Source organism: Pantoea sp. E956-1, assembly GCF_982223955.1.
In genome coordinates, this window is the sequence record NZ_CEUYZP010000002.1 from 455,065 (window position 1) to 467,151 (window position 12,087).

At 51.7% G+C, this 12,087-nt stretch carries 13 protein-coding genes; 4 read left to right on the forward strand and 9 right to left on the reverse strand.

Annotated features, from left to right (window positions below; genetic code table 11):
- Nucleotides 1-177: 177 nt before the first annotated feature.
- From AC0T7J_RS09655 to AC0T7J_RS09665, 3 genes are all read left to right on the forward strand, one after another.
- Complete coding sequence (locus AC0T7J_RS09655; protein WP_181815149.1) at nucleotides 178-1,713, forward strand: glucan biosynthesis protein G; 1,536 nt, start codon at nucleotides 178-180, stop codon at nucleotides 1,711-1,713.
- Nucleotides 1,706-4,258 (forward strand): glucans biosynthesis glucosyltransferase MdoH, encoded by a 2,553-nt coding sequence (gene mdoH, locus AC0T7J_RS09660; protein ID WP_473793728.1) that lies wholly within the window; start codon nucleotides 1,706-1,708, stop codon nucleotides 4,256-4,258. The genes AC0T7J_RS09655 and mdoH overlap by 8 nt, the downstream gene beginning before the upstream one ends.
- 134 nt (nucleotides 4,259-4,392) lie before the next feature.
- Nucleotides 4,393-4,632, forward strand: a complete 240-nt coding sequence (locus AC0T7J_RS09665; RefSeq protein ID WP_473793730.1) for a YceK/YidQ family lipoprotein — start codon at nucleotides 4,393-4,395, stop codon at nucleotides 4,630-4,632.
- Here the strand turns inward: AC0T7J_RS09665 and AC0T7J_RS09670 are convergent.
- The 3 genes from AC0T7J_RS09670 to AC0T7J_RS09680 form a co-directional block, all read right to left on the reverse strand.
- Entirely contained in the window at nucleotides 4,623-5,024 is a 402-nt protein-coding gene (locus tag AC0T7J_RS09670) for a MysB family protein (protein WP_473793732.1), read from the reverse strand. The two genes, AC0T7J_RS09665 and AC0T7J_RS09670, sit on opposite strands and share 10 nt — an antisense overlap.
- A gap of 130 nt (nucleotides 5,025-5,154) precedes the next feature.
- Nucleotides 5,155-5,421: a hypothetical protein gene (locus tag AC0T7J_RS09675; protein ID WP_473793734.1), complete on the reverse strand. Its 267-nt coding sequence runs from the start codon at nucleotides 5,419-5,421 to the stop codon at nucleotides 5,155-5,157.
- A gap of 536 nt (nucleotides 5,422-5,957) precedes the next feature.
- Complete coding sequence (locus AC0T7J_RS09680; protein ID WP_473793736.1) at nucleotides 5,958-6,881, reverse strand: Kdo(2)-lipid IV(A) acyltransferase; 924 nt, start codon at nucleotides 6,879-6,881, stop codon at nucleotides 5,958-5,960.
- 253 nt (nucleotides 6,882-7,134) lie between these two features.
- Between AC0T7J_RS09680 and trhO the strand changes: the two genes are divergently transcribed.
- Nucleotides 7,135-8,184: an oxygen-dependent tRNA uridine(34) hydroxylase TrhO gene (gene trhO / locus AC0T7J_RS09685; protein WP_473793738.1), complete on the forward strand. Its 1,050-nt coding sequence runs from the start codon at nucleotides 7,135-7,137 to the stop codon at nucleotides 8,182-8,184.
- Between the two features lie 39 nt (nucleotides 8,185-8,223).
- Here the strand turns inward: trhO and AC0T7J_RS09690 are convergent, their stop codons facing one another.
- The 6 genes from AC0T7J_RS09690 to dinI all read right to left on the reverse strand — a co-directional run bounded on the left by AC0T7J_RS09690 (nucleotide 8,224) and on the right by dinI (nucleotide 12,044).
- Complete coding sequence (locus tag AC0T7J_RS09690; protein ID WP_010669831.1) at nucleotides 8,224-8,799, reverse strand: YceI family protein; 576 nt, start codon at nucleotides 8,797-8,799, stop codon at nucleotides 8,224-8,226.
- Between the two features lies 1 nt (nucleotide 8,800).
- Complete coding sequence (locus AC0T7J_RS09695) at nucleotides 8,801-9,376, reverse strand: cytochrome b (protein ID WP_473793740.1); 576 nt, start codon at nucleotides 9,374-9,376, stop codon at nucleotides 8,801-8,803.
- Between the two features lie 294 nt (nucleotides 9,377-9,670).
- On the reverse strand, nucleotides 9,671-10,783 hold the full coding sequence (solA, locus tag AC0T7J_RS09700) for an N-methyl-L-tryptophan oxidase (RefSeq protein ID WP_473793742.1): 1,113 nt from the start codon (nucleotides 10,781-10,783) through the stop codon (nucleotides 9,671-9,673).
- 94 nt (nucleotides 10,784-10,877) lie between these two features.
- Nucleotides 10,878-11,132, reverse strand: a complete 255-nt coding sequence (bssS, locus tag AC0T7J_RS09705) for a biofilm formation regulator BssS (RefSeq protein ID WP_003849911.1) — start codon at nucleotides 11,130-11,132, stop codon at nucleotides 10,878-10,880.
- A gap of 248 nt (nucleotides 11,133-11,380) precedes the next feature.
- Nucleotides 11,381-11,653, reverse strand: a complete 273-nt coding sequence (locus tag AC0T7J_RS09710) for a hypothetical protein (protein WP_010246397.1) — start codon at nucleotides 11,651-11,653, stop codon at nucleotides 11,381-11,383.
- Between the two features lie 145 nt (nucleotides 11,654-11,798).
- Nucleotides 11,799-12,044 (reverse strand): DNA damage-inducible protein I, encoded by a 246-nt coding sequence (dinI, locus tag AC0T7J_RS09715; protein ID WP_003849907.1) that lies wholly within the window; start codon nucleotides 12,042-12,044, stop codon nucleotides 11,799-11,801.
- Nucleotides 12,045-12,087 lie beyond the last annotated feature (43 nt).

The following is a 12,087-nucleotide window of genomic DNA, read 5'->3' on the forward strand; positions in this document are numbered from 1 at the left end:
TATCAGTGGAATCCGTAGTGTCTAATTGTCCTAAAAGTAGCGTTGAGCCTGACGAAATGCGGGAACAATGTTGCGCATAAGCTGTCGGAAAACCGAATAATCCTTTAAGATAAACGGGTTTGATTTAAGCACACGAAAGGGGGGGATGTGCTGACTAAAGAAAAAAATAAAGCCGGACTGATGAAGGTACGCTGGATTGGTACTGCAGTTCTGCTGGCGTTGTACGCCAATAACAGTTGGGCGTTTAACATCGACGATGTTGCCAAACAAGCCAAAGCGTTGGCAGGGAAAAGCTTCGAAGCGCCTAAAAGCAATTTACCCTCTCAATTTCGTGAAATGAAATTTGCTGATTATCAGCAGATCCAGTTTAACCACGATAAAGCGTATTGGGGCAAACTGCGCACGCCGTTCAAGCTGGAGTTCTATCATCAGGGCATGTATTTCGATACCCCGGTGCAGATCAATGAAGTGACCGCCAGCGCGGTGCGCGAGATTAAATACAACCCCGATTATTTTAATTTCGGTAATGTAAAACATGACGCGGATGCGGTAAAAAACCTCGGTTTTGCCGGTTTCAAAGTGCTTTACCCACTCAACAACAAGGGTAAAAACGATGAGATCGCCAGCTTCCTGGGCGCGAGCTATTTCCGTGTCATCGGTGCCGGTCAGGTTTATGGCCTGTCGGCGCGTGGACTTGCCATCGATACGGCGTTGCCGTCCGGTGAAGAGTTCCCGCGCTTTAAAGAGTTCTGGATTCAGCGTCCTAAACCACAGGACAAACAGCTGGTGATCTACGCACTGCTCGATTCGCCGCGTGCGGCGGGTGCGTATCGCTTTGTGCTGCATCCGGGTGACGCTTCAACGGTTGATGTGCAGTCAAAAGTTTACCTGCGTGATAACGTCGGCAAACTGGGTATTGCACCGCTGACCAGTATGTTCCTGTTTGGTCAGAACCAGCCATCGACGGTGAACAACTTCCGTCCGGCACTTCACGACTCTGACGGTCTCTCTATCCACAACGGCAACGGGGAGTGGATTTGGCGTCCGCTGAACAACCCGCGTCATCTGGCGGTGAGTACCTTTACCATCGAGAATCCGAAAGGGTTTGGTCTGCTGCAGCGTGGGCGTGACTTTAACAACTATCAGGATCTTGATGACCGCTACGACCTCCGTCCAAGCGGATGGGTTGAGCCAATAGGCGACTGGGGTAAAGGCCGGGTTGAACTGGTTGAAATCCCGACGGCAGATGAAACCAACGACAACATCGTTGCGTTCTGGACGCCGGAGACACTGCCAGAGCCTGGCAAAGAGATGAACTTCAAATATCGTCTGCACTTCTCGCGCGACGAAAACCAGCTGCACTCCGATGATACGGCCTGGGTCAAAAATACCCTGCGTTCAGCGGGTGACGTGAAGCAGTCTAATCTGGTGCGTCAGCCGGATGGCACCGTGGCTTTCACCATCGACTTCGTGGGTAAAGACATGAGCAAGATGGCGGAAAACAGTCAGGTGGCACCGCAGGTCAGCGTGGGTAAAAATGCTGATGTGGTTGAGCAGAGCGTACGTTATAACCCGGTCACCAAAGGCTGGCGTCTGGTGTTGCGTCTGCGTGTGAAAGATGCCAAACAGTCCACCGAAATGCGTGCGGCCCTGGTTAGCGGCGACAAGACATTGACGGAAACCTGGAGCTATCAGTTACCTGCCAATGAATAAATCGACTTTTACACCTCAACGTTATGTGGAATCTCTGCCGCTGGATGCGGCAGGGAAGGCCCGCCTGAGCGTCTCATTGCAGAATGCCGGCGAGTTCCACTTCATCCATGATGTGCTGGGCAGGGATGTCGCAGCCAGTGACCGTCCCGACGATGCGCCGTTAAAATCGGTCTCATCGCGGGTTGAAATGGCCTGGCCCGATTCGCTGGCCGAAGGTCAGCAGTTGGGTAAAGATTACCTCGACCGCACCACGCTGAAGGCGATGCCGAAGGTCAAACGCTCACTGATGTTCCCGGAAGCCTGGCGCACCAACCCGGTCGCCCGTGCCTGGGACTCACTGCGTGGACACAAATCGGTGCCGCGTTATGCCAATGCGGAAGAGCGGCGTGCCGAGGAGAAGTGGCGTCATGTCGGTTCGATTCGACGCTACATTCTGCTGATCCTGACCATTTTCCAGACCGTGGTCGCCACCTGGTACATGAAGAGTATTCTGCCGTATCAGGGCTGGACGCTTCTGGATCCGATGGAGATGATCAATCAGAACTGGCAGCAGTCAGTGATGCAGATCCTGCCTTATTTGTTGCAGACCGGCATCCTGTTCCTGTTCGCCATACTCTTTTGCTGGGTCTCTGCCGGTTTCTGGACGGCCCTGATGGGCTTCCTGCAACTGCTGATTGGACGTGACAAATACAGTATCTCTTACTCAACGGTCGGAGATGAACCGCTTAATCCGGAACATCGTACCGCGCTGATTATGCCGATCTGTAATGAAGACGTTGAGCGTGTCTACGCCGGTCTGCGTGCGACCTGGGAGTCGGTGGTTCGTACCGGTAACGCTGAACACTTCGACGTCTACATCCTCAGCGACAGTTACGATGCGGATATCGCGATTGCCGAACAGAAAGCCTGGATGGAACTGGTGCGGGATGTTGGCGGGGCAGGCAAGATTTTCTATCGCCGTCGTCGTCGTCGCGTGAAGCGTAAAAGCGGAAACATCGATGACTTCTGCCGTCGCTGGGGCAGCAACTACAGCTACATGGTTGTACTGGATGCCGATAGCGTCATGAGCGGAGAGTGTCTCACCGGTCTGGTGCGCATGATGGATGCCAACCCGAATGCCGGTATCATCCAGTCTTCGCCGAAAGCATCGGGTATGGATACGCTTTATGCGCGCTGTCAGCAGTTTGCGACCCGCGTCTACGGTCCGTTGTTTACCGCCGGTCTGCACTTCTGGCAGCTGGGCGAGTCTCACTACTGGGGTCACAACGCCATTATCCGCGTGAAACCCTTTATTGAGCACTGTGCCCTGGCACCGTTACCGGGAGAGGGCTCCTTTGCGGGTTCAATCATGTCGCATGACTTCGTAGAAGCTGCGCTGATGCGTCGTGCCGGCTGGGGCGTCTGGATTGCCTATGACCTGCCGGGCTCCTATGAAGAGCTGCCACCGAACCTGCTGGATGAGCTTAAGCGTGACCGCCGCTGGTGTCACGGCAACCTGATGAACTTCCGCCTGTTCCTGGTGAAAGGGATGCACCCGGTTCACCGTGCGGTGTTCCTGACCGGTGTCATGTCATACCTCTCGGCTCCGCTGTGGTTTATGTTCCTGGCGCTCTCCACTGCCTTGCAGGTGGTGCATACGCTGATGGAACCGACCTACTTCCTGCAACCAAGGCAGCTGTTCCCGGTCTGGCCGCAGTGGCGTCCGGAGCTGGCGATAGCGCTGTTCTCAACCACTATGGTGCTGTTGTTCCTGCCTAAGATGCTGAGTGTGGTGTTGATCTGGTTTAAAGGATCGAAGGCCTACGGTGGCCCACTGCGCCTGCTGGCATCACTGGTGCTGGAAACGCTGTTCTCAGTGCTGCTGGCTCCGGTGCGTATGCTGTTCCATACGGTGTTTGTGGTCAGCGCCTTCCTCGGCTGGGAAGTAGTCTGGAACTCACCGCAGCGTGATGACGATGCAACACCGTGGAGCGAGGCGTTTAAACGTCACGGTTCGCAGATGGCATTGGGTCTGGTGTGGGCGATTGGTATGGGACTGCTGGATCTTAACTTCCTGTGGTGGCTGGCACCGATTGTCTTCTCACTGATTCTGTCGCCGTTTGTCTCGGTCATGTCGAGCCGATCAACCCTGGGCATTAAGAGCAAGAAAGCGAAGCTGTTCCTGATCCCGGAAGAGTACTCGCCGCCGCAGGAACTGGTGGATACCGATCGCTATGTGGTGCTGAACCGTGAGCGCGCGCTGGAGAATGGCTTTATGCATGCTCTGTTCCATCCTGCGTTTAACGCACTGGCAACGGCACTGGCCACCTCGCGCCACAGGCAGAGTCAGTTACTGGACTATGCGCGTGACCGTCGTGTGGATCAGGCGCTGAGCGATTCGCCGGATAAACTGGGTCGCGAACAGCGTCTGCAGTTGATCAGCGATCCGGTGGTGCTGGCCCGTGTTCATACCCGACTGTGGGAAGATGCGGACAAGTATCATCAGTGGGTGGAGAGTTATCAGAAACTCACGCTCAACCCCAACGCGCTGGCAAACAGCGCGTAATCTGAAAAAGCGGCAGCGATGCCGCTTTTTTTATCGGATTAAAACAGCGATTCGCTGATAAATTTATCGCTGGCAGTCACCGCGAGCAGCGCGTGACGATCTCAATGGCTTTTTCTTCATGGCGGATATGAGTGGTGAAAGGGTACTTAAAGGCGGGTGTTATCGTCGCGGCTGTGCTCTGCTTAAGCGGATGCGGCAGTATTATCAGTCGTACCATTCCCGGGCAGGGGCATGGTAATCAGTACTATCCCGGCGTACAGTGGGATGTTCGCGACAGCGGATGGCGGGTCCTGACGATCCTCGACCTGCCGCTGTCGCTGGTGGTTGACACCCTGTTGTTACCGGTGGATGCCAGTCACGGTCCTTACGAGTAACTGCGATCGGAATCGCTGTTATCATCTTCCCACTCTTGTGCTGCAGCTTCACCCTCTTCGGTGTCCAGCGGCGGCTCCAGCTGGAACTCGCCGTCATCCCACTCGTGCAGGGTATTTTCTGCTAACCACTCCTGACGCACTTCGACTTCGTCAAAATCTGCCTCAAAAATGGCCTGTGCCGCTTCACCGCTTCGGTAAGGCAGACATTCGCCAGCTTCACCTTCTTCCGCCAGGAACTCAGCCTGCCACATGATATCGCCATCCTGCATCACATACTTTTGCAGACCAAACTGGCTGATCGACGCATCCCCTTCCTCAAACTCTGGGTGGTTAGCGAGGAACTCTTCACGTGCAGCATCGATGGCTTCCTCTAAAGTACTGTACATGCTCATCGCTCATCTCCTTTACGGGTCACTGACTATGGATTGATTTGATTTCAGTGAAGGATAGACGAAATCTGAAGGAGGGAAAGGGCAGGCCGGTGCAACTGGCGGGAAATAAACCATTTCCCGCCAGTCAGGGTCAGATCATCTTTTGCGGAAAGTGCAGAACCGGTTGAACGGACTCATGAATCACGGGTGCTGAGTAACGGATACAACATTTTATACAGGGCTTAACTTTTTTAAAATTAATTCTGGCGATGGAAAGTGCCTGACTCAAATTATATAACGTGCCGATAAATATGACTTCTTCTTTATCAGGCAACCGTTTACAGCCTTTACGATGAAGAAAGTGATAATTTTCCTGATCGGTACCGATTGTAACGTAATAGTAGAGACCTTTGTTCATATTAACTGTCCCGTTAGAGGTTTGCTGTGTTGTATTTTTTATAATTTTGGCCAGAGCCGTTAAAGGTCTGACTGTTACGAACGAAATTACCGATAAGCATTAATGACTTCAAATGCCATAATGGTCTATCGGGCTGTTAAAAATATGTAAAATGGAATATAAACCAAATCATCAAGGCAATTGCTTGTAAAGTAAGTTGATTTTCTCCAATTCATTAGCGGTGAAACATCATTAAGACCGGCTAAATAGGATTAGGCCTGGCGTGCAGAATAATCAGCGCCATAGAAAATTAAATAGAGTTCACTGTATTATTAATTAATTAAAAGCGAAAAAGGCGCAATGCCGCCTGGCGGCCTTTGTATTGTTTAGTCGCTTTAACTTTAATCATAGTGAGTTTATATTCTCAATCCGGAGACTCATTAAAAAATGGCCCTGTGGGTTCGTTTAAGGGATTACTCAGCGATGAGTGACTGATTTATTTAGCAGGGAGTGGGGCAGGCGCTAAATGTCCTCAAAGGCCATTTAGCGCAATCTGATTAATAACGGGAAGGTTCGCCCTCCGGGCGTGTTTTAAAGCGGCGGTGGAGCCACATGTACTGTTCAGGCGCCAGCAGCACACCCTCTTCAACAACCTGATTCATTCTGGTTGCGGTTGCGACATCACTTTCCAGCGTAAATTCGCTACTGATGTCAGGCAGTATCATCAGTTCATAGCCGCGACCCCCAGGCAGACGACGCGGTACGAAAGGGATGACAGCCGGTTTACCGGTGCGGATCAGCAAATGGGTTCCCACCGTTGTTGCCGCTTTGTCCACGCCAAAGAAGGGCACAAAGACGCTGCTACGCGGGCCATAATCGTGATCGGGTGCATACCAGATAATATCTCCGTGCTTCAGTGCGCGGATCATTCCTTTTAGATCTTTACGATCGAGCATGCTTTTATTTGACCGCATCCGGCCTTTAACCTGAAGCCAGTCGATCAGTTTGTTGTCATTAGGGCGATAGACGCCAATGCCTGGGTTATGGATACCAAACATACGAGCACCAATTTCCAGTGTCAGAAAGTGCATGCCAATAAGCAATACGCCGCGCTGGCTATCGCGTGCCTGCTGAATATGCTCCAGCCCCGACGGCGTATGCCATTTATTGATGCGCCAGTCAGGCCAGAACCACGCCATACCGGTTTCGATCAATCCCATACCAACCGATTCGAAATTGTGTTTGACCATCGCTTCGCGTTCATTTACCGGCATATCAGGGAAACTTAATTCCAGATTACGTCGGGAAATACTGACGCGGTGTTTCATAAAACGCATCCCAATGCGGCCAATATTACAGCCGAGAACATAAAGCAGGGGATAAGGAAGTAGCACCAAAAGATAAAGAGAAGCGACACCCAGCCAGGTCAGCCAATAGCGCGGGTGAAGCAGTTCTCGTGAAAACTGAGGCAACTGAGTCATGTGAAGGTTAATTTTCCTGCGTCGCGCACCGTGCGGTGCTGATATCTCGTTGATTTACGCCATTGTGCCAGTTTTTTACGTGCGCTTAAATATCACTGTCAGCACGTGCCATCAATGAACAAAGGGTAATAGTCCAATGTTGCTGGAAAAAACGGCAACAGGCGATCAATCGGGTCACTGGCCTTTGCATCCCGGTGAAATCAGGTATCATGTGCGCGCTAAATTTCTTCTATTGATAACAGGAAAGAACACCATGCCAGTGTTACATAACCTCGTTTCCAATAAAGAGCTGAAGGCGCGCATGCTGGCTGAAACCGAGCCGCGCACCACAGTCTCTTTTTATAAATATTTCCAGATTGCCGATCCCAAAGCATTCCGTGACGCGCTTTACCTTGGCCTGACGGCTCTTAAGGTCTTTGGTCGCGTCTACGTAGCCCACGAAGGCATCAATGCGCAGATCAGCGTGCCCGCCAGCCAGTATGAAAAGATGAAAGAATGGCTATATGGCTTTGATCCGGCGCTGAACAACCTGCGGATGAACATTGCGCTGGATGATGATGGAAAATCGTTCTGGGTGCTGCGTCTGAAAGTACGCGACCGTATTGTCGCGGACGGTATTGAAGACGACAGTTTTGATGCCAGTGATGTAGGTCAGTATCTTAAAGCGGCAGACGTTAACGCCATGCTGGACGATCCTGACGCCCTGTTCGTGGATATGCGTAACCACTACGAATATGAAGTGGGTCGCTTCGACAACGCGCTGGAAGTGCCTGCTGACACCTTCCGCGACCAGCTGCCGATGGCGGTTGAGATGCTGCAGGATCAGAAAGACAAAAAGATCGTGATGTATTGCACCGGCGGGATCCGCTGTGAAAAGGCCAGCGCCTGGATGCGGCATAACGGCTTTGAGGATGTCTATCACATTGAGGGCGGCATCATCGAGTATGCCCGACGCGCCCGTGAGCAGGGATTACCGGTACGCTTCAAAGGCAAAAACTTTGTTTTTGATGAGCGGATGGGTGAGCGTATCTCTGACGATGTGTTGTCGAACTGTCATCAGTGCGGCGAACCCTGTGATACCCACGTTAATTGCGTCAATGACGGTTGTCATCTGCTGTTTATTCAATGCAAGAGCTGCGCAGAGAAGTTTGAGAACTGCTGTAGCCCGATCTGCCAGGAAGAGGCAAAGCTCTCACCGGAAGAGCAGCGCGCGCGTCGGGGAGGACGTGAAAATGGCAACAAGATCTTTAACAAGTCGCGTGGCCTGTTAAACATGACCATTCCCTCGCCGCTGAAGAAATAAGCGTGGCCGCCTGAAGTCAGCTTCAGGCGGCTTGCTGTTTTACTGGCGTACACCCTCAACCGAGATCATCAGCTGAACCTTCTGCGAAGCTGGCCCCAGATCTTTGGTGATGTTGAAATCTTTCAGTGCAATTTCCCCTTCGGCCTCAAAGCCAGCGCGGTAGCCGCCCCACGGATCTTTACCTTCACCCAGCATTTTTGCCTCGAGCGTTACCGGTTTGGTCACGCCATTCAGTGTAAGATCGCCCGTAATCTTCAGCTCATCACCCTCTTTTTTCACCGCTGTGGATTTAAAAGTGGCCTGCGGGTTTTTGCTGGTGTTCAGGAAGTCCGCACTGCGCAGGTGCTTGTCACGTTCAGCATGGTTAGTATCGATACTGCTGGTGTTAATGGTGACGTCGACTTTATCTGCGGCAGGATTCTTCTCATCAAAGGTGAAGCGGCCATCAAAATCCTTAAAGGTGCCGTAGAGCCAGCTGTAACCCAGATGCTGGATACGGAACTGAATAAAGGCGTGCTGGCCCTCTTTATCGATTTTGTAGTCAGCGGCAGAGGCGGTTAGTGAGCCGAGCAGCAGACTGGCACCGGTCATCGCCAGCAGGGTCTTTTTAAACATATTATTTATCCTTTTCAGAGGGAGAGGTGAAACGCAAACCCGACATCCGTTTTAAGGTGATATCGCGATCGATAACGTGATGTTTTACCGCAGCCAGACCATGCAGCAGTGACAGGACCACAACCGTCCAGGCCAGCCAGAGGTGAATGTCGCCCGCAAGATCAGCCTGTTCGCCAGCACCGCTGAACAGCGCGGGCAGGGTGAACCAGCTGAATACTGAGATGGGTTTGCCATCGGCGGTGGAGATCAGATAGCCGCTGATCAGAATCGCCAGCAGCAGGGTATACAGTAACAGGTGGGCCACCACCGAACTGATGCGTACCAGCGGGGAATAACTGCTAAGCGGTTTTGGCGGCGGTGAAATAACGCGCCACAGCAGGCGAATGATCAGCGTCAGCAACAGGATCACGCCGATGCTTTTATGGATCTCAGGCGCGTCGTGATACCAGCTATCGTAATAGCCGAGGCCGACCATCCATAAACCCAGCGCAAACATGGCATAAATCGCCAGCGCCATCGACCAGTGCAGCAGCACGGCAACCAGGCCAAACTGATGAGATGAATTACGTAATAACATAATGGGGTTTCATGAAGTAATAATCTGAAATAAGCATCCACATTATGAAATATAAAAGCAATCATCCTTACGCTTCTATAACTTTAATTTTATTTTGTGAAAAGGTTGAATAAACCGGGCGTGAAATGCGCAATATTACTGAATGAGTTATTTCTGACGCGCTGATCGTCAACTAAAAAGGGCCGGAATTAACCATAAGGGCGAAATATAATCTGGCTTAATGTCAGAAATAGTCAGTTTTTGTCAAAGTCTGTGAATCGGGCGGCATCAACCTGATACCACCCTTTTTCAGAGTCAGAAACGTGAGAGGCGGAAGGGGGTCAGATCAAAAGAGAACGGTTTTTGCTGGGCAAATTCTGCAGCCAGTTCGCCCAATACGCTGGCAAATTTAAACCCGTGTCCGCTGAGCCCGGTAATTAACAGGCGGTCAGGTTCTCCTGGCAGAGTATCAATAATAAAGTCTTCATCCGGGCTAAAATCGTAGCTGCAGGCTTCGCCATGCAGACAGACACCGACGCCAGGTAAAAACTGACGGAGGAAACCAAAAGCTTCACTGCCATCGGCCGCCACCGCGCCAAAAGCTTTACTATCCTCCGGCTGCTGCATCAGTTGACCGCCATCATGACGACCTACTTTCAGGGCATTATTATCCGCCGGGAAGCCATAAAACTGGCTGCCATCGCCCATTTCCACCGTAAAACCGGGAAACTTATTATTCTCACTGTAGCGGCCATCTGCCTGATACCAGGCGAACACCTTGCGAGTGGGCGCAACTGGCAGGTCAGGCACTAATTTGCCAACCCAGGTGCCTGCACTGATCAACATTTTGCGGCCCCGGTAGACGCCATCCAGGGTAGTGACCTGCTGCAGATCGCCATCGCGACCCAGCTCTGAAACCGGGCAGTTAAACAGCTGCGCGCAGCCCGCCTGCTCCGCCAGCTGGATCCAGCTGCGTACCGCCTGTTCACATTTCAGATAGCCGGACTGCGGCTCAAATACGCCCAGATAACCTTCAGGCACGTTGATTTGTGGCCAGCGCCTGCGAACGTCTTCAGGCTGCATTACCTCAATATTGAGCTGCCAGCGGGTTGCGCTGTCGATAACGTTCTGAATAAACGGCGACTGATTCGGAGCGAGGTTAAGTACGCCGCTACGATGCATGATGCGCTCACCGGCACGCTGTTCCAGCTCATCCCACAGCGTTTGCGCCCGCAGAACCAGGGGAACATAGCGTTCGCCTTCACCATAAGCGTGACGAATCAGCCGGCTCTCGCCATGATGTGTGCCCTGATTATGGGGAGGATGGGCGCTGTCGATCATTAACACCGATAAACCCGCCTGAGTGGCATAGTAGCCTGCCGCCGCGCCCACTGAACCGCTGCCAACGACGATAAGATCATAAATCATGGTAACCACGCTCTAAGAGACAGAGAATCAAAAGCATACCAGAAACAGAAACGAAAAAGGCACCCCTGAGGGCGCCTCTTTGATGCGGCAGAAATTAATGCTTATTGAGGAGTCGTTCTATCTGTTCAGCTGATTCTATCTTGGCGATGCCTGCTTCGAGGATCGAGATAAATTGCCTTGCCACATCCGTTGTCAGCCAGTAAGTCGGGCCAACATCCGCTTCTTCTTCTTTTTGATCCTGCGACGACAATGAGTGCAGGCGGATCATCATGGCGTCATAGCTATCAACGGTACTGATATCCCAGCCCACCAGTGGGTGAGTCTGGATAACATCTTTTCTTCTGTCCATTATAACCTCCTTATTACTCGTTAAACGAAGTGCATGATGAGGTTCAATGCGGCTTTTTTATTCCAATAGCGAAACAATTATAACAGTAAACCGGGGCATCACTGTTTAAAAAATGCCGTGAGTCAGCTTCTCACAGAATATTTGCGTTTGAAAGACGGGGGTAAAAAAATAAAATGCCTGACGGGCAGGCATTTTTATCAGCAGTCAATAGACAGGCAAAAAGCGGGCTATGCCGCGTGAGCGGGAACTCAGAGAGCCGGCGTTTCTGGCACTACGCCGCCGCCGCGTTTTTGCAGGGTTTCTGCCAGACGGGCAAAGTGCTGCTGAAGCTGCTCATCATGGTTTTGATTTTGGGCTTCCAGCGACAGATTGTGTACCAGTAGCTGACTGGCACGATCGTCAAGACAGAAAATCAGACTGGAAAAGGCATTTTCCAGCACCGTTAAACGACGCTTTTGATCACCAATCAGTGCTAACAACTCACCAAAGGTCATCGCCTCTTCCGGTTTATCAGTAGTCATGGTGTCGCACCTCCTGTTATGCGTGACGAGCGCAAGGATAGGGCATTGATCATTAAGAGTCTAGATGCAGGATGGGGTAAGTGCGAGAGGGGAGAAAAGATAAAAAAACCGGGTGGCGACACCCGGAAAAAAAGCACAGTGGCGGTTAATCAGTAATGAACCAGTCGTCAGCGCTTTCCCACGTCTGCTGCAGGATTTCGCTGATCTGGTCGCGCGTCTCTTTTCCACCGCCCAGCACGCTGAGATTATTAGCACTGGCATAACGTACCTTGACGTGATTGGTCGAGTCAGGGAACTGTTCATCAATGCGGCGCGATAATTCATCGCTTAACGCTTCTATCGCGCCAGCAGGAAGAGGTCGGGTATTTGATACGGTAATTTCAACGCGCATAACAGCCTCCGTTTAAGATACTGTATATATTTACAGTATCAGC

Excerpts from the sequence above, each read along its gene's own strand:
- AC0T7J_RS09690 (WP_010669831.1), bottom strand. The coding sequence starts at position 8,799 with ATGTTTAAAAAGACCCTGCTGGCGATGACCGGTGCCAGTCTGCTGCTC.
- AC0T7J_RS09695 (WP_473793740.1), bottom strand. The coding sequence starts at position 9,376 with ATGTTATTACGTAATTCATCTCATCAGTTTGGCCTGGTTGCCGTGCTG.
- AC0T7J_RS09710 (WP_010246397.1), bottom strand. The coding sequence starts at position 11,653 with ATGACTACTGATAAACCGGAAGAGGCGATGACCTTTGGTGAGTTGTTA.
- dinI (WP_003849907.1), bottom strand. The coding sequence starts at position 12,044 with ATGCGCGTTGAAATTACCGTATCAAATACCCGACCTCTTCCTGCTGGC.
- mdoH (WP_473793728.1), top strand. The coding sequence starts at position 1,706 with ATGAATAAATCGACTTTTACACCTCAACGTTATGTGGAATCTCTGCCG.
- AC0T7J_RS09680 (WP_473793736.1), bottom strand. The coding sequence starts at position 6,881 with ATGACTCAGTTGCCTCAGTTTTCACGAGAACTGCTTCACCCGCGCTAT.
- trhO (WP_473793738.1), top strand. The coding sequence starts at position 7,135 with ATGCCAGTGTTACATAACCTCGTTTCCAATAAAGAGCTGAAGGCGCGC.
- bssS (WP_003849911.1), bottom strand. The coding sequence starts at position 11,132 with ATGGACAGAAGAAAAGATGTTATCCAGACTCACCCACTGGTGGGCTGG.
- AC0T7J_RS09670 (WP_473793732.1), bottom strand. The coding sequence starts at position 5,024 with ATGAGCATGTACAGTACTTTAGAGGAAGCCATCGATGCTGCACGTGAA.
- solA (WP_473793742.1), bottom strand. The coding sequence starts at position 10,783 with ATGATTTATGATCTTATCGTCGTTGGCAGCGGTTCAGTGGGCGCGGCG.
- AC0T7J_RS09675 (WP_473793734.1), bottom strand. The coding sequence starts at position 5,421 with ATGAACAAAGGTCTCTACTATTACGTTACAATCGGTACCGATCAGGAA.